Origin of the sequence: Streptomyces olivaceus (assembly GCF_000721235.1) — a bacterium.
Taxonomy (GTDB): Bacteria; Actinomycetota; Actinomycetes; order Streptomycetales; family Streptomycetaceae; genus Streptomyces; species Streptomyces olivaceus.
In genome coordinates this window covers 528,805-548,166 of record NZ_JOFH01000001.1, presented here as the reverse complement: position 1 = coordinate 548,166, position 19,362 = coordinate 528,805, and the positions used below count along the sequence as shown (strand labels likewise).

General features: G+C 73.9%; 18 protein-coding genes. 10 read left to right on the top strand and 8 right to left on the bottom strand.

Annotated features, from left to right (window positions below; genetic code table 11):
• The first annotated feature begins 94 nt into the window (after positions 1-94).
• From IG94_RS0102910 to IG94_RS0102885, 6 genes are all read left to right on the top strand, one after another.
• Positions 95-1,216 carry an SDR family oxidoreductase gene (locus IG94_RS0102910; protein ID WP_031030451.1) on the top strand — a complete coding sequence of 374 codons (1,122 nt, stop codon included), beginning with the start codon at positions 95-97 and terminating at the stop codon, positions 1,214-1,216.
• Positions 1,217-1,218: 2 nt separating this feature from the next.
• Positions 1,219-2,724 carry an aspartate aminotransferase family protein gene (locus tag IG94_RS0102905; RefSeq protein WP_224326230.1) on the top strand — a complete coding sequence of 502 codons (1,506 nt, stop codon included), beginning with the start codon at positions 1,219-1,221 and terminating at the stop codon, positions 2,722-2,724.
• Between the two features lie 71 nt (positions 2,725-2,795).
• Positions 2,796-3,263, top strand: a complete 468-nt coding sequence (locus tag IG94_RS0102900; protein WP_031030446.1) for an aromatase/cyclase — start codon at positions 2,796-2,798, stop codon at positions 3,261-3,263.
• Positions 3,235-3,813, top strand: coding sequence for a flavin reductase family protein (locus tag IG94_RS0102895; RefSeq protein WP_031030444.1), 579 nt, complete (start codon positions 3,235-3,237; stop codon positions 3,811-3,813). The genes IG94_RS0102900 and IG94_RS0102895 overlap by 29 nt, the downstream gene beginning before the upstream one ends.
• Complete coding sequence (locus tag IG94_RS0102890; protein WP_031030442.1) at positions 3,810-5,132, top strand: NAD(P)/FAD-dependent oxidoreductase; 1,323 nt, start codon at positions 3,810-3,812, stop codon at positions 5,130-5,132. The genes IG94_RS0102895 and IG94_RS0102890 overlap by 4 nt, the downstream gene beginning before the upstream one ends.
• Positions 5,133-5,292: 160 nt before the next feature.
• Positions 5,293-6,534: a wax ester/triacylglycerol synthase domain-containing protein gene (locus IG94_RS0102885; RefSeq protein ID WP_031030439.1), complete on the top strand. Its 1,242-nt coding sequence runs from the start codon at positions 5,293-5,295 to the stop codon at positions 6,532-6,534.
• Between the two features lie 103 nt (positions 6,535-6,637).
• Here the strand turns inward: IG94_RS0102885 and IG94_RS0102880 are convergent, their stop codons facing one another.
• The 6 genes from IG94_RS0102880 to IG94_RS0102855 form a co-directional block, all read right to left on the bottom strand.
• The gene (locus IG94_RS0102880; RefSeq protein WP_031030434.1) at positions 6,638-7,519 is read right to left on the bottom strand and encodes an SAM-dependent methyltransferase; all 882 of its coding nucleotides are present in this window, start codon (positions 7,517-7,519) and stop codon (positions 6,638-6,640) included.
• A gap of 114 nt (positions 7,520-7,633) precedes the next feature.
• Complete coding sequence (locus IG94_RS0102875; RefSeq protein WP_031030430.1) at positions 7,634-9,208, bottom strand: ABC1 kinase family protein; 1,575 nt, start codon at positions 9,206-9,208, stop codon at positions 7,634-7,636.
• A gap of 92 nt (positions 9,209-9,300) precedes the next feature.
• Positions 9,301-10,044, bottom strand: a complete 744-nt coding sequence (locus IG94_RS0102870) for a hypothetical protein (protein ID WP_031030428.1) — start codon at positions 10,042-10,044, stop codon at positions 9,301-9,303.
• Positions 10,045-10,118: 74 nt separating this feature from the next.
• Positions 10,119-10,643 (bottom strand): RNA polymerase sigma factor, encoded by a 525-nt coding sequence (locus IG94_RS0102865; protein ID WP_224227932.1) that lies wholly within the window; start codon positions 10,641-10,643, stop codon positions 10,119-10,121.
• Between the two features lie 150 nt (positions 10,644-10,793).
• The gene (locus IG94_RS0102860) at positions 10,794-12,551 is read right to left on the bottom strand and encodes an NAD(P)/FAD-dependent oxidoreductase (RefSeq protein ID WP_031030422.1); all 1,758 of its coding nucleotides are present in this window, start codon (positions 12,549-12,551) and stop codon (positions 10,794-10,796) included.
• A 50-nt stretch (positions 12,552-12,601) separates the two neighbouring features.
• Complete coding sequence (locus IG94_RS0102855; RefSeq protein WP_031030418.1) at positions 12,602-13,249, bottom strand: hypothetical protein; 648 nt, start codon at positions 13,247-13,249, stop codon at positions 12,602-12,604.
• Positions 13,250-13,485: 236 nt separating this feature from the next.
• Here IG94_RS0102855 and IG94_RS0102850 point away from each other — a divergent pair, with 236 nt between their 5' ends.
• Both IG94_RS0102850 and IG94_RS0102845 read left to right on the top strand, forming a co-directional pair.
• On the top strand, positions 13,486-14,025 hold the full coding sequence (locus IG94_RS0102850) for an SRPBCC family protein (protein ID WP_211269647.1): 540 nt from the start codon (positions 13,486-13,488) through the stop codon (positions 14,023-14,025).
• Positions 14,026-14,340: 315 nt separating this feature from the next.
• Entirely contained in the window at positions 14,341-15,210 is an 870-nt protein-coding gene (locus tag IG94_RS0102845; RefSeq protein WP_031030412.1) for an alpha/beta fold hydrolase, read from the top strand.
• Here the strand turns inward: IG94_RS0102845 and IG94_RS0102840 are convergent.
• Complete coding sequence (locus IG94_RS0102840) at positions 15,162-16,040, bottom strand: alpha/beta fold hydrolase (protein WP_031030409.1); 879 nt, start codon at positions 16,038-16,040, stop codon at positions 15,162-15,164. The two genes, IG94_RS0102845 and IG94_RS0102840, sit on opposite strands and share 49 nt — an antisense overlap.
• A gap of 175 nt (positions 16,041-16,215) precedes the next feature.
• Here IG94_RS0102840 and IG94_RS0102835 point away from each other — a divergent pair, with 175 nt between their 5' ends.
• Together IG94_RS0102835 and IG94_RS0102830 are read left to right on the top strand one after the other, a co-directional pair.
• Positions 16,216-17,103, top strand: a complete 888-nt coding sequence (locus IG94_RS0102835; RefSeq protein ID WP_031030408.1) for an RNA polymerase sigma-70 factor — start codon at positions 16,216-16,218, stop codon at positions 17,101-17,103.
• A 197-nt stretch (positions 17,104-17,300) separates the two neighbouring features.
• Positions 17,301-18,062, top strand: coding sequence for a GntR family transcriptional regulator (locus IG94_RS0102830; protein ID WP_031030404.1), 762 nt, complete (start codon positions 17,301-17,303; stop codon positions 18,060-18,062).
• 57 nt (positions 18,063-18,119) lie between these two features.
• Here the strand turns inward: IG94_RS0102830 and IG94_RS0102825 are convergent, their stop codons facing one another.
• The gene (locus IG94_RS0102825; RefSeq protein ID WP_031030401.1) at positions 18,120-19,274 is read right to left on the bottom strand and encodes an ROK family transcriptional regulator; all 1,155 of its coding nucleotides are present in this window, start codon (positions 19,272-19,274) and stop codon (positions 18,120-18,122) included.
• Between the last annotated feature and the right edge of the window lie 88 nt (positions 19,275-19,362).

The window sequence follows — 19,362 nt, the reverse complement described above, 5'->3', positions numbered from 1 at the left end:
CTCCCGCCCCGTTCGTCTCCCCGCCCCTCCCTCCCCGCTTCTGCCGTGCCGTCACCGCTCTCCGGTGACCGAGACCCGTTGGGAGAACACACCCATGCAGTCGGACAACCCGCGCCTCACCGTCCTGCCCGCCGGACGTACCGGCCCGCGCGACCGACCCACCCTGCTGCTCACCGGCGGCTCCGGCGTGCTCGGGCGCGCCCTGATCGACGAACTGTCCGCCGAATACGACCTGTTGTGCCTGCGCCGCAACACCCCGCTGCGCGACCCGCGGGTGCGCGAACTGGAGGGCGACCTCGTCGCCCCGCGGCTCGGCCTGAGCCCCCGGGCCTGGCACGAACTGGCCCTCCAGGTCGACGTGGTGCTGCACTCCGCCGCCGAGACCAACTGGCGCACCCCGCCGGAGAACATCACCGGCACCAACCTGCGCGGTGCGGACACCGTGCTCGACCTGGCGGCCCGGGCCGACGCCCCGCTGTACCTGATGAGCACCGCGTTCGTGGCCAACACCCCCACCGAAGAGGACCGCCGCCGCTTTCCCGGGGCCGCGGCCTACCTCGACTCCAAGAGCCGGGCCGAACAGCTGATGCGGGACGCGGGGGTACCGGGCGCCATCGTGCGGCCCTCGGTCGTCATGGGCGACTCCGCGACCGGGCGGATCGCCGGCCAGCAGGGGCTGACCAAGACGATCGGGTCGATGGTCCTGGGACAGGTGCCCGTCCTGCCCGGAGCGCCCGACGCCCGGATCGACATGGTGCCCCAGGACTACGTGGCGCGGGCCGTCGGCGACCTGGTCAGGGGCGGCGTCGGCAGCGGCGAGTACTGGCTGACGGCGGGCAAGGAGGCCATCGAGCTGGGGGAGTTCGCCGACGTCTGCGCCGACGTCGCCGTCCACCACGGCCTGCCCCGCCCCCAGCGGCCCCGGCTCATCCCCGTCGAGGCGGTGCACCGGCTGCTCCTGCCCATGCTGGAGGGCACCGCGCTGCCCGCCTCGGTCCGCCGCCGCCTTGAGCACTACGCGGAACTGCTGCTGGTCTTCCAGCGGGAACTGCCCTTCGACACCTCGCTGGGCACGGCCGGCTGCGGCACCCGCCTGACCCGGGGCGACATCCGCGCCGCGCTGGTGCGCAACGCGGAGAGCTGGGCCGAGGGGCGCTCCGGCCTGCTCGGCCGGCACCGGGCCGCCGCGACCGCGCCGACCGAGGTGGCGTCGTGACCATGTCCCTTCCCTCCCCGTCCACCCCGTCCACGCCCCCTGCGCCCACTCCACCGGGCGAGCCCACCGGACACATAGACGGGGGCGCCCCGCCCGAGTGGACGGCCGGACCCGACCGGACCGACTCACCCAGCCGGACGGCCGAGCCCGACCGGACCGACGCACCCAGCCGGACGGCCGAGCCCGACCGGACCGACGCACCCAGCCCGGCCCCCCAGCCCGGCCGGGCCGACCCGGCCGCCAGTGACGACCGCGCCCAGGGCGCCCCGCCCGACCGGACCGACATCGTCGACCTCTACCTCAGGCACATCGGCTCCGGCCGCGCCGTCATGGGCCGGGTCATGGGCGGCATGGCCGAGGTGCGCTCCGAGGGCGCCTGGATCCACGCCGACGACGGCCGCCGCTTCCTCGACTTCGGCGGCTACGGCGTCTTCATCCTGGGCCACCGCCACCCGGCCGTCGTCGAGGCCGTGCACCGGCAGATCGACACCCACCCGCTGGCCAGCCGCGTCTTCCTCGAACCGGTCGCCGCCCGCGCAGCCCAGGCCCTCGCGGCCCACACCCCGCCCGGCGTCGACTTCGTCCACTTCGTCAACTCCGGCGCCGAGGCCACCGAGGCCGCCCTCAAGCTCGCCCGCGCCCACGGCCGCACCTCGGTGATCACCACCCGCCGAGGGTTCCACGGCAAGACGCTCGGCGCGCTCAGCGTCACCGCCAACCCCACCTACCAGACACCGTTCCAGCCCCTGCTCCCGGACGTCACGCAGGTCGCCTACGACGACCCGGCCGACCTCGAACAGGCGCTGGCCGCCCGCCGCGACCGGGCCTGCGTCGTGGTCGAACCCGTCCAGGGCGAGGGCGGCGTCCGCATCCCCCGCCCCGGCTACCTCCGCCAGGTGCGCGCGCTGTGCCGGGTGTACGGCGCCCTGCTGGTCGTCGACGAGATCCAGACCGGCATGGGACGCCTCGGCACCTGGTGGGGCGTGGACGCCGAGGAGGTGGTCCCGGACGTCCTGCTGGCCGGCAAGGGGCTCAGCGGCGGCGTCGTACCGATCGCCGCGATGGCCGCCACCGCCGAGGCCTACGCGCCCTTCAGCCGCGACCCCTACCTGCACACCTCCACCTTCGGCGCCTCCCCGATCGCCTGCGCCGCCGCACTGGCCGCCGTACGGGCGATGGAGGAGGAGAACACCGTGGCCCGCGCCGCGGCGCTCGGCCTGCGGGTGCTGGCCGCCGTACGGGAGGTGTGCGCGCCCTACGAGGGCGGCCTGGTCCGCGAGGTGCGCGGCCGGGGGCTGCTGATCGGCATCGAGTTCGCCGAGGAACAGGCCGTCGGCGAACTCCTGCTGGAGATGATCGCCCGCGGCGTCCTCGTCAACCACTCCCTCAACTCCACCCGGGTCCTGCGGCTCACCCCGCCGGCCGTGGTCGAGGATGCCGCTCTCGACCTGTTCCTCACCACCCTCGCCGAGGCCCTGCGCAGCACGGCCGAGCGCATGTCCGGCTGACCGCCCCCCCCGGCTGCGTGTCCGGCCGGCACCCGCGTACGCACACCCTCCGGAAGGAAACCGAACGCACCATGCGCCACGTGGTCCTGCACGCCCTCGCCGAGGGCCTCGCGCCCGCCGACGTCTACCACCGCATCTGCGACTTCCGCCGCTACCCCGAGTACAGCGAGGTCTTCCGCGAGGTGCGGGTGGAGCCGCCGCTGCCCGACGGTTCCACGGTCTCGGACTGGACGGTCGAATTCCGCGGCGGCCTGATGCGCTGGCGGGAGCGCGACACCTTCGCGCCCGAGACGTACTCCGTCGCCTTCGAGCAGCTCAGCGGCGACTTCCAGACCTTCGAAGGGGGCTGGCGCTGCGAGGCGCGGGGCGGCGGCACCCTCGTCGTGTTCACCGCCGCCTTCGACCTCGGCATCCCCTCACTGGCCGAGATCCTCGACCCGGTGGCCGAGTCGACGGTGCGCACCAACATCGCCCGGGTGCTGGAGGGGCTGGCGGACGCGGAGGTGATCGATGAACGCGCGGCTGCGGCTCGTGGCTGACCGGGCGGCGACCGCGGCGCCCCCGCCCGTCGAGGCCCTGCACGAGGAGCCCGGCCCCGACGCCGCCCGCTGCCTGGGCCTGTACGCCAAACTCGCCGCCGGGGTGGCCGTGGTGACCGCCCGCGGCGACGACGGCCCGCTCGGCATGACGGTCTCCGCCGTCACCTCCCTCTCCGCCCGTCCGCCGCTGCTCCTGGCCTGTCTGCGCGACGGCTCGCGCACCCTCGCCGCCGTCCGGGCCCGCCGGACCTTCGCAGTGCACCTGCTGCGCGAGGAACAGCAGGACCTGGCGGGCCGGTTCGCGTCCCCGACGACGACGGCGGCCCAGCGGTTCGCCGGCACCGACACCCGGCAGATCCTCGGCGTCCCCGTGCTGGCCGGATCGCTCGCCTGGTCGGTGTGCCTCACCGAGGACGTGCGCCGCTACGGCGACCACCACCTCGTCGTCGGCCGGGTCGCCGCCGTCCATGTCGGCGCGGGCCGCCCGCTGTTGTGGCACGACCGCCGGTTCGGCTCGCTGACCGGGCCGGTGCCGGACGCCGCCGGATGACCGGGCAGCCGGCCGGCATGCCCTACTGGGACACGGCGGAACTGCCGCCCCAGCCCCAGCTGCAGGGTGTGGCCACCGCGGACGTTGCCGTCGTCGGGGCCGGACTGGCCGGCCTGTCGTGCGCCTACCACCTGGCGGAACGCGCCCCGGGACTCGACATCGCCGTCGTGGACGCCGCGCGTCCCGCCGCCGGGGCCAGCGGCCGGGGCACCGGCCTGCTCGGCCCCCGGGCCGGCCCCGCCCTCGACCGCGCGGTGCGCCGCTTCGGCCCGCGCACCGCGCGCCGGATGCACCGCGCCGGCGAGCGGGCGGTGCGGGACGTCCTCGACCTGTGCGCCCGGCTCGACGTGCCCTGCGGGCTGCGGGCCGGCGACCAGCTGATGGCCACCCGCTCGCCCGCGGGCCTGGTGGCGCTCGCCCACCAGGCCCGCACCGGCCGCGAACTGGGCCTGGACGTCCCGGTCCTCTCCCCGGCCGGCATCCGCGCCCGGGTCTCCGTGCCCTACCGGGCCGCGCTGCTGCACCGCCCCGCCGCCACCCTCGATCCGGCCGCCCTGACCTGCGCCCTCGCCCGGGCGTGCGCCGACAAGGGTGTGCGGTTCTACGGCCGCAGTCCGCTGCTAGCCCTGCGCCCCGGCGACCTGGTCGGCCCCGAGCTGGTCCTCCCGCACGGCCGCCTCTACGCCGGGCAGGCGGTGCTGGCCGTCAACTCCGCCGCACGGGCGCTGGAACTGCCGGTCGGCACGATCCTTCCGCTGGAGGTGTACGCCGTCGCCACCGAACCGCTGAGCCCCGGCGCGTACGAGGCCCTGGGCGGGCGCGCCGGGCACGCCGTCGTCGACGCGGTGTCGATCGCGCCGTATTTCCGGCTGCTTCCGGACCGGGGGCTGATCGCGGGCGGCGGGACCGCGGTGGTCCCGGCCGGGCTCTCCGCCCCCCGGCTCCAGGCCCTGCGCGAGCGCGCCTGGGCCCGGCTGGAGGGGTGGCTGCACGCCCTGCACCCCGATCTCGCGCGCGTCCGGATCACCCACCGGTGGTCCGGCCGGATCGGCATGACCGGCGACGACCTGCCGGTGGTCGGACCGGTGCACGGCTTCCCCGACGTCTGGTTCATCGGCGGCTGCTGCGGACACGGCCTGGCCCTGTCGGTGGCGCACGGCGCACACGTGGCCGCGGCCCTGCTGGGCGAGCCGGAACCCGGCGATCCACTGCCGTGGCACCGCTCCCGGGCCCCGCGCCTGCCCGTGGACGGTCCCGGACGGTTCCTGGTGCGCGGATACGTCGACACGCTCGGCCGTGTCGCACGGCACGCGTGCTGATCGGCCCGTCCGGCGCGGTAGCCACGGTTTCGCCACCCACAGCCAGGGCCCCGCTACCGGTAGTCATTGTTCTTACACCGACAGCGATGGCCCCTCCGTCCTGCCCGTTCCCGTCACCGACCGGACCGGCAGGACGGGCGGACCGACAGAGAGGTTCCCGATGCACGCCCCCCACCTCGGCACCGACGGCGGACCGCCGACGCCGGTGCCCATGGGTACCGCCGACCTCGCCTACCACCTGGCCATGCGCGGCGAACCGCTGCCCGCCGGATTCCTGTTCGCCTTCTCCGGCCCCGTGCCCACGCTCGCGTCGGTACGCGCCCGGGTCGCCGAACGCGCCCACCGCATCCCGGCGTTGCGCTACCGGATCGACCGGGAGGGCCGCGCCTTCTCCCGGGTCGAGGGGATCGACGTGGAACGGCACGTGCACGAGGCGTGGCTGCCCGGCGACGACGACGGCTCGGGAGCCGGGCGGCTGATGCTGTCCCACCCGCCGGGCGGGGACGACAGGCCGCCCTGGGACGTGTGGCTGGTGCACGGTCCCGGCGGCGAGCACAGCCTGTGCTACCGCACCGACCACACCCTGCAGGACGGCATCGGGGCCGCGCACACCGCCCGGGCCCTCCTCGACGACGACCCCGTGGGCGGACCACCGGGCTACCACGGCGGCCGGCCCACCGCCCGTGGCCTCGCGAGTGCCGCCGGCGCTCTCGCGGCCTCCTTCCGCCACAGCGACAAGCCCGCCTTCGACGTACCGCTCAGCGGCCGGACCGGCCTGTGCCAGACGGTCGTGCCGGTGGCGCGGCTGCGGGCCGTCGGCCGGGCGCACGGCGCCACCGTCAACGACGTGTTCCTCGCCGCGCTCGCCCACGCGGTGGGCACCTGGCACCGCAAGAACACCGGCGCGGCGCATCCGCCGCTGCCGGTCGCCGTCCCGATGTCGGTGCGGGCCCCCGGCGAGGAGTGCGTGCCGGGCAACCGGATCGTCGTCGCCCGCGTCCTGCTGCCCTGCGACGCGCCGTCGCCCCGGCACGCGTTGAGCCGGGTGGTGGCCCGCAGCGACGGCATGCGCACCGGCCGGCTGCGCGAGTCCCTGCGCGTGATGCAGACGGCCGGTCCGCGCGGGATCGGCGCCCGGGTCGGCACCCGCGTGGTCAACGGCCGGGCCGTGGCCGGGCCGGTGAGCAGCGTCAACTTCGGCACCGCCCTCGTCCACCAGGGCAACGCCGCCCACCGGTCCGTCGTCTGGTCCGGGCTCGGCGCCGGGATCCGCTGCCTGATCACGCTGACGAGCCAGCACGACACCGCCTGCCTCGCGGTGATCCACGACGAGGCGCTGACGACCGCCGACGAACTCCCGGACCTGTGGCTCGCGTCGCTCCTCGAACTGGAACAGCCGTAGCGTCCACGAGGGCATGGCACGGCACACGGCACACGGCATCGCACGGCCGGGGCCCCCGGACATCGCGTCCGGGGGCCCCGGCCCCGTCGTACGGCCCGCGGTCTCAGCGGTGCCCGTCCGCCAGTCCGGACGTCGTCAGGAACACGCACCCGGCCGCCGCCTCGGAGACCATCGGCAGATACGGCGCGAGCCGCTGGACGACGTACGGCAGCGTGAACAGGTCGGCGACCCGGGTGTCCCAGCCGTGCCCCGCCCACCAGCCCTCCGGGTCGGCGAGCTGCCAGTGCCAGGAGATCCCGGTGGCCGACAGCGCCTCCAGGAAGGGCGCCACGAACGCCGAGGGCGCCGCCTCGGCGTTCACGCACTCGGCGCCGAAGGTGCTGCCGGGCGCGGAGAGTTCCGTGACCGTGCCGACGACGGACTCCACCGTGTGCGGCAGGAGGTGGTAGAGGTGCGTCTCGCACAGCCACGCGGTGGGCCGGCGCGGATCCAGTCCCGCGGCGAGCAGTTCCTCGCGCCACGCGCCGGCCGGATCGGCGCCCACGGTGCTGCGCCGCCCGCACGAGGGCGTGGCCCAGCCGAGCACATGCTCCTTGAAGGCCAGCAGCGCCGGGTCCTCGACCTCGAAGACGTGCGTGCCGGTGGGCCAGTCGAGCCGGAAGGCACGAGTGTCGAGACCCGCGCCGAGCAGCACCACCTGGCGGCAGCCCGAGCGGGCCGCGGCCACCAGGTGCTCGTCGTAGAACCGGGTGCGCACCACGGCCCAGTCCGGCAGCAGCCGCTGGAGCGGGCCGTCGCCCGGAGGGCCTCCGGTGAAACCGGCCGCGCTCAGGAAGTCGGCGGCCCACGGGTCGCGGACGTACGGATCGGCGCGCTCGTACTCCCGGGCGTGGGCGGACGCCGTCCACAGGGCCACGCGGGAGAGCCCGTCCGGCAGTGCTGCGTCCGGTGCGGGCGGGGACGGGGGCCGTGGGGTGTCGGGCACGGGCAACCTCCGGGTCGGTGGGAGCGGTTGGCGGCAGCCGTCGGCGGAAGCCGTCGGTACGGGGCGACGCGGCGGACGCCGGTCCGGTGCGGTCCGGTGTTCGCGGCCGTGGATTCAGGGGGAGCGGCGGCGGCCGAGCAGCACCGCGAGCGCGCCCAGCGCCAGCAGTCCGCCGGAGGGCCGGGTGGGACGCTGGCCGCCCATCGAGGGGGGCGTGCGCGGCTCGTGGATGTTGAGCGCGAACTGCCGGTTGGCGAAGTCCGACAGCACGCCGCGGGCCTGCTCGGGGCCGGTGACGGCGGCCAGCAGCAACTCCATCGAGTTGCGGGCGAACTGGTTGCGGCCGAGGAACTCGCGGCCCAGCTCGAACAGGATCTTCGGCACCTCGCCCTGGAACACCTCGGGCAGGGTGATCTCGGGGGCCAGGCAGCGCACCGAGCCGTCCAGGTTCGCGAACGACTTGCCCAGCAGCGAGACCGCCGGCGGCGAACCGATGCCCCGTTTGGTCGCCTTGGCCAGCACGGTGGTGAGCGATACGCCGAAGTTCATGTCCTCCAGCGACAGATGGGACACCTTGGGCACGAAGGCCGCCATGTCGGCGGCGAACGCGGGCATGTTGGCCCACGGAGTCAGCCGTCCCATCTCCGCCCAGTGCTGCGCCAGTCCGGCGCCGTCGTTCTGGGCCAGCGTCATGAACAGCGGGAGCAGTTGCAGGCTGGTGCGCCGGTCCAGGCGGCCGACCATGCCCCAGTCGATCAGGGTCGCGGGCCCGCCGGGCGCGGCGAAGACGTTGCCCGCGTGCGGGTCGGCGTGGAAGAAGCGGTGCACGAAGTACCCGTGGTACATGAAGCGCAGCAGGTCCTTGCCGATCTCGATCCGCTCGTCGTCGGTGAAGTGGGCGCGGTCGATGTGCCGCACCGACTTCCCGCCGGCCAGCGACTGGACGAGGACCCGGGGGCTGGAGTGCAGGACCCGGGGCACCTCCAGCGAGCGGAAGGACCGGATGTGGCCGCGGGCCTCGTCCATGTTGCGGGCCTCGCCGTTGAAGTCCAGCTCGGGCTCCATCGCGTCGAAGACGGAACCGAGCATCGCCTCGATGTCGATGACCTCGTTGAACCGGGGTGCCACGCGGGCCACGATCTTCGACGCCCGGCGCATCAGGGCCATGTCCGCGAGCACGCCCTCGCGGATGCCGGGCCGCTGGATCTTCACCACGGCCGGACGTCCGCCGGGCAGTGACACCCGGTACACCTGCGCGAGCGAGGCCGCCCCGAGCGGGGCGACGGTCTCGACGTCGTCGAAGCGCAGCTTCCAGTCCGGTCCGAGGTCCCGCGCCAGCACCGGCTCGAACACCGAGAACGGCTGCACGTCCACCTGGTCGTGCAGGTTCTGCAGCTCCTCGCGGATCGACGGCGGGACCATGTCGGGGCGGGTGGAGAGGATCTGCCCCAGCTTGACGTAGAAGGGGCCGAGGCTCTCCAGTGCCTGGCGCACCGCCTTGGCACGGCGCTGCTCCGCCCCGGCCGGGGTCCCGTCGGCCCCGGCGGAGGAGTCGGAGTCCTCCGCCGGGGGCCGCGTGTCCCGTCGCGCGCGTCGGCGCAGTCGCGTGGCCTGCCCCACCTCGTCGGCGACGAGGCTGCCCAGGACCTTGACCACGAGACGCAGCCGGTCGCCGACGACAGACGTCATCGTGAGTGATCCTCCTCGGTTGCGGATCCGGGTGCCGGACGGCGCCGGAAGTGCCCGGGCGAGCGGGCCTCACGGGACAGCGGCACGACCGGTCAGCTCGACGACGAGGACGGTCCGCCCTGGGACTGGCCACCGCCCGGCTGCTGCTGCCCGGTCAGGCCCTGGAGCGCCCCGAGGCCCTGCTGCGCGGCCTGGCCCGGGAGGTTGGTGAGGTTCTGCAGGCCCTGGAGCGCCTCGATGAGCTTGGGCAGCACCTGGAGCAGCTGGGCCAGTTGGGTCGGCAGCGACATCAGGTCGCCCACCCCGCCGGCCGCCTGCCCGAGGCCGCCGGCGAGCTGGCCCAGCCCGCCCAGGGCACCGGCCGCACCGCCGAACGCGGCGAGCGGGTTGGCCGCGCCGCCGAGCGCCGCCAGCGGGTTCCCGGCCCCGCCGAGCGCCGCCAAGGGGTTGGCCGCGCCCGCGACCGCCGCCAGCGGGTTGCCGCCGACGCCGCCGGTGAGCGCGGCCAGCGGGTTCTGCGCCGCGCCCGCGATGTTCCCCAACTGGCCCAGCGCGCCCGGGCCCAGCGCCGCCAGCGGGTTGCCCGCCCCGCCGAGGCCGCCCGCGAGGGCCGCCAGCGGGTTGGCCGCGCCCGCCAGCGCGGTCGCGGGGTTGACGGCGCCGGTCAGCGCGCCCAGTGCGTTCGCGGGCAGTCCGGCCAGGGTGTCGACGGGGTTGCCGGAGGAGCCGGGCCTGTCCGGTCGGTTGAGCATGTCGTCGAAGGCCGTCTTGCCGCTGTCGGCCATATCGCCGACAAGGTCCTTGAAGATGTCCTGGATGTTTTTGTTGTTGGACATGAGTGGGGTCCCTTTCCGTTTCTCTTTCGTGTCGGAGAGTGTTGCGGGACAGAGTGTCCGGAGCGGCTGCGGAATTACTTGAGGCAGCCTTCGAGGGACTTGGCGCACGCGTTCTTGAGGCGTGCTCTACCTCTGGTGAAAGCGGCTTCGGCCGCCTTGACGGAAATGTTGTGCAGGCGGGCGAATTCCGCCGTGGAAATTCCCTTGGCGCGGGCGAGTATGACCTCCTGCTCCCGGCCGCGGAGATGTTGGACCTGACCCAGCAGCCATCTGCCGAAGTCCTTGTCGCAGACGTCCTCCTCGGTGGTGCCGAAGGCGTCCAGGGGCGCCGCGCGCTGCAGAAGTCTGCTGCGCCGGTCCATGTCGCGGTAGAAGTCGATGCAGAGGCGGAGCGCCACGGACGTCAGAAAGGCACCGAGCCGGTTCCTGTCCAACGTGGTGTGGGCGGCTGCGCGGGCCATGGTCTCCTGAACGCAGTCCTCGGCGTCCTGGAAACTCGGCAGTCTTCGCCGAACCAGCCGCATGAGGCGGTCCTGATGCTGGAAGATGTCTTCCCAGGAGCATTCAGCGGGCGATTGGCAGGTGGAATGTCGCACCATCGTGGATTGCAGCCCGTTGTCTCTCGGATTGAGCAGTGAGAACCGCGGCCGACTTTTGATTTGTCGGCCATGCGGTTTTCCTACCCGAGGCCTCGGAGGGGCAAACCGGAATGTGGGCGTCTGCGGGGCGGCAGGAATGATTCTTCCCCGTCATTTCCGCGGCGCCGCACGGTGGGCCCAGTCCCGGTTCCAGTTGAACCACATGTCCCGCACGGTCTGGTGCACCTGCAGGCCGCCGGCGCGCAGTTCGGTGGTGTACGCCTCGACGGCCTCCCTGCCCACCATCCGCGCGCCACCGGTGAAGTAGGACCCGCGGACGTGCCTCGGCGAGCGGTACTTGCCCCACAGCAGGATCTTCATCAGCGGCCACAGGGTGAACACCCCGGCGGGGCAGCGGTCCTCGGGGTCGAGGGTGCCCCACACCGCCGGGCACAGCTCGCTCTCGCGCAGCAGCTCGTAGATGCGGTCGATCGTCCGCTCCTTCGTCGACTCACCCGCCCGGTAGGCGAGCACCGCGTCCCTGGACTGGTCGAACAGCCGCTCCACCCATGGGTTGTCGATGCCCTGAAGGCCCCGGTAGGGCGGGAGTTCGAGCCGGTCGAAGCATGCGGGGTCGTGGGTCTTCTCGTAGGTCACGGCGGCCTGGTTCTGGGCGTTGGTCCCGTACAGCGTGGTGATGGTCCACACCCGGTTCCAGGCGTTCCACAGGTCGAAGTCGTCGAACGAGATGTAGCTGCAGGACACCAGGTCGTCGTAGAACCGGAACATCCGCTTGGTCCAGTGGTCCAGGTAGGCGAACCGGGAGGTGTCGAAGTCGTCCTGGCGCACCGCGTCGATCAGCCGGTGGCCCAGCGCGTTGAGCGCCATCACGGTGACCGCCAGTCCGCTGGAGAAGAGCGGATCGATGAAGTCACTGGCGTGCGGCAGCAGGCACCAGCGGTCGCCGACCACCTTCTGGGAGGCGAACTGGGTCCGGTCGGTGGACACGTACGGCCGTACCGCCCGCGCCCGCTCGAACTGCCGCGCCACACTGGGGAACCGGCGCACGTGCTGCCAGAACTCCTCCTCGGCCGAGAGGTCGTCCGGGCGCGGGTAGTGGTCGAGGTCGAGGTTGAGGCCGACGCTGCACAGTTCGCTCGTGCTCGTCGACTGGTTGTCGAACGGGATGACCCACAACCACCCGCCGCGGAACATGTGGTGGAGCGTGCCCTGGCTGAACGGGCTGGGCATGCCGTGCTGTTCGCGCGGCGGCGCCACGGTGTCGAAGGGACGCACGTCGACCATGTGCGTGAAGATCGTGCGCGAGCGGGTGCGGTACGGCGGTTCCTGCCGCAGGCCGAGCCGCTCGGGCAGCACCGCCCGCATCCCGCCGGCGTCGACCACGTACGACGCCCGGAAACTTCCCCGGTCGCGGGTGACGAGGGTCGCGCCGTCCTCCTCGAACTTCACGTCGTCGACCATGGTGTGGGTGTGCGCCGTGACGCCGTAGGAGACGGCGACGTGGAACATGTAGGCGTCCACGTCCTGCCGGAAGTAGTGCGAGTCGGGGCCGAGCGGCGGTCCCCAGGTGGGGTACTGCGTGCACTCGTCGGCCCGGGTCGGCTCGTCCTCCCGGTGGTAGACGAAGCTGAAGTTCCGCTTGACCCCGCAGTTCGACGACACGTGGCGGCGCAGCGCCCCGTTGGTGGCCAGGTGCTCGATCTCCGGTACGCCGTAGCGCCGGGCGAGCACCCGCAGGCCGAACGTGGTCTCGGGGACGGTGGACTCTCCGATGGCGAAGCGGGGGTGACCGCTGCCCTCCAGCAGCAGGACGCGCACGCCGTGGCGCGCCAGAATGGCCCCCAGCATCGTCCCGCCGATGCCGCCACCGACGATGGCGACATCGAAAACACGCGGGTCCTCTTGCATGTCTGCGGTTCCTTTCGCGACGGGAAGAGCGAACTGCCCGGATCCGGCCCTCACCGGCGGGCGGCCGGGGGAGCGGGCAGCACCCGGCGCAGCCCGCAGGCCGCCACCCGGGCGGAGAAGGAGACGGCGAACCAGGGAGTGGGCGCCAGTTCGGAGAGCCGGCGCCGGTCTCCCGGTACGAGCCGCTCGCCGCGCCCGGTGACGTCGAGCCACGCACCGAAGTGCAGCAGTCGCGCCTCGGGCCCCGCGTCGCGCGCCGGAAGCGGCCGCATGTGGTCGCGCACCGCGCGGGTCAGGACCGCGCGCCGTGCCGCGCCCACCCGGTGGGCGACCAGGAAGTGGTCGAGCAACTCGGCCGAGCGGGCGGGAAACCCACCGCGCCCGACCCGTGCGCGGCCCACCAGCCCGGCGTCGTGGAACGCCGTCGCGACGAGCAGCCCGACCCGGTCGTACGCGGTCCCGCCGGCCCGGGCGCAGGCGTCGGCCAGCAGGAACGTGCGCAGGGAGTGCACGGCCACCGCGGGCGGCAGCCGGCGCATGTGCGTGAGCGCGGCTCCCGCGAGGGGATGGCCGAGCAACTCCGCCAGCGCGGGCCGCCCCAGCAGCGGCTGCCACGTCCCGGGCAGCTCCTGAGGCGGTACGGCAGGCCAGCTCTCCCCGCCGTCACCGGACTCCGGCTCCATGGGCCCTGTGGCCATGAACATGTCCCCCTCTCGCGGCGAGCCGTGGCGGCTGCCGGATCCGGCAGCTCCGCGTCTCATCTGTCCTTACGCTCGGACGCCGTCACACCCCCCACGCACAACGTCCCTTTCCCGCCCGCGCGTTGGCGCGCGGACTACGGCGCACGGTCGGCGGTACGCGCTCGGGGCGTGCTTCGCCTTCCGCCCCGTTCGGCGGAGTTGCGGCCGGGGGGCGCACGGGCAGGCTGGCTTCCGTGATCGCTCTGCTGAACGTGCACGAACGCCCGCTGCCCGCCCCGCCGGAGAGCGTCGGCGCCCTGCTCGACTCGCTCGGCTGCCCGGACGACCGCCTGTGGCCCCCGGGCTGGCCGGAACTGCGCTTCCAGGGACCGCCGGCCGTCGGCATGCCCGGCGGCCACGGCCCGATCAGCTATGTGGTGAGCCACTATGTGCCGGGACGGTGGATCCGTTTCCGGTTCACCGGACCGCGGGGTTTCGAGGGCTTTCACGAATTCAGTGTCGAAAGCCTCGGCGAGGGGCGGAGCCTACTGCGTCACACGCTGGTCGTCCGGCCGTACGGATGGCGCTGGCTGGCCTGGCCCGTCGTCGTCCGGCCGGTGCACGACGCGGTGTTCGGGCAGGTCCTGGAGCGCGCCGAGCGGGCCCTGACGGGGCGGACCGTCCGTCCAGCCGGACGCGGCTGGTACGCCCGGGTGCTGCGCGGCGCCACGGCTCGACTGGCCCCCGGAGGAGTTCGAAAGGCCCCGGGACGCCTTCGAAAGGACGAACCCTAATACCTCGAAAGGGGTAATTCTTTCCTTCGGGAGAGGGATCGTTGTGCCATTCACCGGACGGCAGACTGAGGAATCCGACCTAGGGGGTGTCGTTTGGATCTTGTCGGGGTCGCGGGGTCCGGCACGCGCATCTGCGGCGTTGTCGTCGGTTGCCAGGGCTCCGCCCTGTCGCCCTCCTCCGCCTTGCAGCTGCACGCACCGGACCCCGCTCGGGTCGGCGACAAGGCACCGTTGCCTGGAACCGACCAGATCCAAACGACACCCCCTGGCCCGTCGGCAATCCCGACCGGCAGTCCCAACGACAGGGAGATCGTCGTGAGTAGCCTCAGCCCCCGCATCCCGGGGCTCAACTCCGAGGACGCCACCGCGGACCTCGTCGAATCCCCGCACCGACTGGCCGGTCTCGCACAGGCCGCCGGCGCCCAGATCATCACGACCGTCGACGTACAGGCGGGGGAGGACGACTGGAACGTCCCCGCGACGGAGGAGCATCCGCGCCCCGTGGTGCTCGTGCACGGCACCTTCGGCAACCGCGGCTACACCTGGACCTCGGCCGCCCCGCTGCTGCGGCAGCACGGCCACCGGGTCTTCCGGGTCGACTACGGCCAGCACGGCAACCCCGTGATCTTCGGCCTCGGCGACATCAAGCACTCCGCGCGGCAGCTCGCCGACTTCGTCGACGAGGTACTGCGCCGCACCGGGGCCCAGCAGGTCGACCTCGTCGGCTTCTCGCAGGGCGGCATGCTGCCGCGCTACTACCTGAACGCGCTGGGCGGCGGTCCCAAGGTGCACAACTTCGTGGGCATCGCGCCCAGCAACCACGGCGTCACCGCGCAGGGGCTGCTGAACCTCGCCCGTCAGATCCCGGGCGCGGTCGAACTCCTGGAGCAGGGCGCCGTCGGGGAGGTGGTGCCGGCCTGGCCGCAGCTCCAGCACGGCCACCCCTTCCAGCGCGAACTGGCCGACCTGGGCGAGACCACGGAGGGCGTCCGGCACACCGTCATCGCCACCCGGTACGACGACGTGGTCACCCCGTACACCTCCTGCGCCCTCGAAGAGACGGAGGGCCGCTACGTCAACAACATCGTGCTGCAGGACATCGACCCCGAGGACCACACGCCGCACGCGAGCATGCCCTACAACCCGACCGTGCTGAAGGAGGTGCTCGCGGCGCTCGCCTCCTGAGGGCGGCTGCCGTCCAGGAGGACACGGGCCACCAGGGCCGGGTCGTCGTTCATCGGCACGTGACCGCAGCCGGGCAGCCGCACCAGGCGGGCCCCCGGGACGACGCGCTTGGCGCGCACGCCCTGCCGGGGCAGCAGCAGCCGGTCCCGGCTTCCCCAGGCGACGGTGACGGGGATGCCCGGCACGTCGTGGGTGAACAGCACGCTCCGTCCGGCCCGCAGCGTCTGTGCGAACCCTTCCGCGTGCGCGAGGGCCAGTGTCTCGGCGACCACGGCCTCGGGGGAGCGGCGGCCGGGCCGGGCGTAGATCGTGCTGGTGAGGGCGGTGCGGCCCAGCGCCGTGCGGGACAGCCGCTCGACCAGGGGGAGGGGCAGGCTCCGGGCGGTGCGGCGCATCCCCTGCAGGACGCCGAAGGCGTAGCGGCGCTCGGCCCGCGTCCAGAAGCCGGCCGGGGAGAGGGCGGTCACCGACCGCGCCAGCCGGGTGCGGCCGAGTTCGAGGGCCAGCAGGCCGCCCAGCGAGTTGCCCGCCACGTGCGGCCGGTCCAGGTCCAGTTCGGCGCAGAACGCGGCGAGCACGGCGCCTGTCGTCGGCAGGTCGTGCGGCAGCCCCGACGGCAGCGGGGCGGACTCGCCGAAACCGGGCAGGTCCACGGCGATCACCTCGCGTTCGGTGGCCAGGATGTCCACCACGGGGTCCCAGGCCTGCCGGTGGTGGCCTATGCCGTGCAGCAGGAGCAGTGGCTCGCCGGTGCCCACGCGCGCGTAGGCGAGCGTGACGTCCTGCGGGCCGTGCTCGGTGGGGGCCGTGAACGAGAGCGTTGCGGACATGGGGCTCCTTGCCGGGTGCGCGCGTCGCCGGGGACGCGCGGACGAGGGACGGGGTCGGGTTGCGTAGACAGACTGTCAGCAAGAGCTACCGACGGGTAGACCCCGGTGCCGGTTGTGTGCGACATCGCCGCGACGCCGCCTGGACACCACCGGACGCGTCCGGTGGGATGGAACGGTGACCACCGACATCGCGGCCGACGTCTTCGAGGAGCACCGCCCCGTCCTGCTCGGAGTCGCCTACCGCATGCTGGGCCGCCTGGCCGACGCGGAGGACGTGGTCCAGGAGGCGTGGCTGCGCTGGTCCGGCGCCGACCGGTCGGCCGTCCGCGAACCCCGCGGCTACCTGGTGCGCGTCACCACCCGCCTCGCCGTCGACCGGCTGCGCCAGATCAAGTCGCGCGGCGAGACGTACGTCGGCCCCTGGCTGCCCGAGCCCTGCGTCACCCACTTCGGGGACGCCGGGCCCGACACCGCCGAGCAGGCCGTCCTCGCCGACTCGGTGTCGCTCGCGGTGCTCGTCGTCCTGGAGTCGCTGTCACCGCTCGAACGCGCGGTGTTCGTGCTCAGGGAGGCGTTCGGCTACCCGTACGCGGAGATCGCCGCGATGCTGGAGCGCGGCGAGCCCGCGGTGCGCCAGCTCGCCGGGCGCGCCCGCCGGCACGTCGACGAGCGACGGCCCCGCTACGACGTCGACCCGGCGCAGCGCCGCGACCTCACCGAACGCTTCCTCGCCGCCGCGGCCGGGGGCGACCTGGCCGCCCTCCTCGAGCTGCTCGCGCCGGACGTCCGGCTGGTGGGCGACAGCGGCGGCAAGTCCAGGGCGCCGCTGCGCGAGCTGGAGGGCTCCGACAAGGTGGCCCGCTTCCTCCAGGGCGCCGCGCGCAAGAGCGTCCCGGACCTCACCCACCGCCTCCTGGAGATCAACGGCGGCCCCGCCCTGCTGGTCCTGTCCGGCGGCACGCCCGACTCCGTCTTCCAGCTCGACGTGTCCGGGGGGCGCGTCCAGGCGGTGTACATCATCCGCAACCCCGACAAGCTGCGCTCCCTGGCCGCCCCGGCCTGACCGCCACCGCCCCACCTGCGGCCCCGCCCCAACCTCCGCCCCGGCTCCCGCCGTGCGACGGCGGTCCGGGGTGCCCGGACGCGGGATTGGTCTTGACCAAGGGTCCGGGCCGTTTTATGGTCGCAGAGAACTGCAACAACCTTTAATAAACAAGGGCGTCAAAACGCCGCCGGATTACGGCGATTGCGGAGGACAGGGTGGGGACCACGCAGCTGGAATCAGTGCCGGAACCGAAGTACTGGCACCTCAGGACCGTGCTCAGCGAGGCCCTGGACTCGGAGTTCTCGGTGGGCGAGATCCTGCCCAACGAGCGCGACCTCGCCGCCCGCTTCGGCGTCGCCCGCGCGACCCTCCGCCAGGCCCTGGAACAACTCGAACTGGAGGGCAGGCTCCAGCGGCGCCGGGGCGTGGGCACGACCGTCGCGCCGCCGCGCGTCGGCGTGGCCGTCGGCACCGGGCAGCACGCCTGGCCGGGGACGGACGACGACGCCTGGGAGCCGGCCGACTGCGACCTCGCGGCGCCGCCCGCGTCCGTCGCCGACGCCCTGGGGACCGGCCGCGACGAGGCCGTCCACACCGTCCGCCGCTCCCGCGTGAGCCAGGGCCGGCCCGTCGCCGCGGAACTGCTCTACGTACCGCCGGCCGCGGTGCCCGGCCTCACCGCCATCGACGCCCCGTCCGGCCCCGCACGCGCGCGTGCCGTGCTGCGCGAACTCCAGCACGGCACGCTGGAACGCCGGGAGAGCGCTGTCGAGCTGGGTTCGGCCGGCGCCGACGACGCGAAGGAGTTCGACCGCCTCCCCGGCGCTCCCGTCCTCGTCGTCACCACCCGCTACCTCGCCGAGGGCCGCACCGCCGCGCTCTCCGTCGCCACCTACCGCGCCGACACCTGCCGGCTGACGTTCGGCGACTCGGGCGACGTCGAGATCCACGACGGCCCGCAGACCAGGGCCTCCTGACCGCCGGACCCACCGCCACCGCACCCACGGCCCCGTGCGCTCCCCGCGCGCGGCGGCTCAGCGGCGTGCCGTCGCGCCCTCCACGGCGAACAACTCCTCCTCCACGTGGTCGAGGGCCAGCCGCAGCGCCCCCGTCGCGACGGCGGCCTCGCCCAGCAGCGACAGCGCCACCCGCGGCGGACGCAGGCAGTAGCGGGCCAGCTCCCGGCGCAACGGCTCCAGTACGCCGTCCAGTCCCGCCGCCCAGCCGCCGACGACGACCAGCTCCGGGTCCAGGGCCAGCACCAGCGCCGCCACGTCGTGCACCAGCCGCTGGATGAACCGCTCCACGGCCGCACGGGCCCGCCGGTCGCCCTCCCGGGCCTCGGCGAACACCTTGGCGACCGCCTGCTCGTCCAGCGGGTGCAGCGGCTCGTCCGTGGTGGACAGCAGCGTCTCCGGCGTCACGTCCCGGCCCAGCAGATGCAGCGCGCCGATCTCCCCGGCCGCCCCGCCGTACCCCCGGTGCAGCCGGCCGCCGATCAGTGCCCCGGCCCCCGGGCTCAGCCCGGCCAGCACGAACACCATGTCGTCGGACCCGGTGGCCGCGCCCTTCCAGTGCTCGGCGACCGCGGCCGCGTTCGCGTCGTTCTCCACCAGCACCGGACACCTGAAGGACCGGCTCAGCCGCTCGCCCAGACCGAGCCCCGTCCACCCGGGCAGCGCGGTACCCAGCCGGACCGTGCCGTCCGCCTCGACGATCCCCGGGGTGCCCGCTCCCACGGCCCGCAGCGACCCGCGGGCGACACCGGCCCTGCGCAGCAGCTCGGCGACGGCCGTGCGCAGCCGCTCCAGCCGCTCGTCGGCCGGGGCGCCCTCGCCCACGTCCTTGGCCTGCGCGCCGATCACCCGGCCGTCCAGGTCGGACAGGAGCGCGGCGACGCGGTGCGGGCCGATCTCAAGGCCCAGCAGGTGCCCGGCCTCCGCCCGGAACCGGAACCGCCGCGCGGGGCGCCCCTGCCGCCGCGCCGTGCCCTCGTCGGCGGCCGCCTCGACCACCAGACCGGCTTCGATCAGCCCCTCGACCACGCCCTCGACGGTCGGCCGGGACAGTCCCGTCACCCGGGTGATCTCGGTCAGCGTCGCCGAGTCCGTCGCACGCAACGCGTGCAGCACCACAGTGGAGTTGATCCTCCGCAACAGCGACGGATCCCCGCCGGTCAGGCCTGCCAAGGTCCGTCCTCCCAGCTCGTGCGTGTGGCCCGGATCGTACTCGGCCCGCTCCACCCCGGCGAGTGCCGGTCGGCCTCTTCCCGGCCCG

Excerpts from the sequence above, each read along its gene's own strand:
- IG94_RS0102905 (WP_224326230.1), top strand. The coding sequence starts at position 1,219 with ATGTCCCTTCCCTCCCCGTCCACCCCGTCCACGCCCCCTGCGCCCACT.
- IG94_RS0102870 (WP_031030428.1), bottom strand. The coding sequence starts at position 10,044 with ATGTCCAACAACAAAAACATCCAGGACATCTTCAAGGACCTTGTCGGC.
- IG94_RS0102885 (WP_031030439.1), top strand. The coding sequence starts at position 5,293 with ATGCACGCCCCCCACCTCGGCACCGACGGCGGACCGCCGACGCCGGTG.
- IG94_RS0102900 (WP_031030446.1), top strand. The coding sequence starts at position 2,796 with ATGCGCCACGTGGTCCTGCACGCCCTCGCCGAGGGCCTCGCGCCCGCC.
- IG94_RS0102890 (WP_031030442.1), top strand. The coding sequence starts at position 3,810 with ATGACCGGGCAGCCGGCCGGCATGCCCTACTGGGACACGGCGGAACTG.
- IG94_RS0102865 (WP_224227932.1), bottom strand. The coding sequence starts at position 10,643 with ATGGTGCGACATTCCACCTGCCAATCGCCCGCTGAATGCTCCTGGGAA.
- IG94_RS0102895 (WP_031030444.1), top strand. The coding sequence starts at position 3,235 with ATGAACGCGCGGCTGCGGCTCGTGGCTGACCGGGCGGCGACCGCGGCG.
- IG94_RS0102840 (WP_031030409.1), bottom strand. The coding sequence starts at position 16,040 with ATGTCCGCAACGCTCTCGTTCACGGCCCCCACCGAGCACGGCCCGCAG.
- IG94_RS0102910 (WP_031030451.1), top strand. The coding sequence starts at position 95 with ATGCAGTCGGACAACCCGCGCCTCACCGTCCTGCCCGCCGGACGTACC.
- IG94_RS0102855 (WP_031030418.1), bottom strand. The coding sequence starts at position 13,249 with ATGGCCACAGGGCCCATGGAGCCGGAGTCCGGTGACGGCGGGGAGAGC.
- IG94_RS0102875 (WP_031030430.1), bottom strand. The coding sequence starts at position 9,208 with ATGACGTCTGTCGTCGGCGACCGGCTGCGTCTCGTGGTCAAGGTCCTG.
- IG94_RS0102860 (WP_031030422.1), bottom strand. The coding sequence starts at position 12,551 with ATGCAAGAGGACCCGCGTGTTTTCGATGTCGCCATCGTCGGTGGCGGC.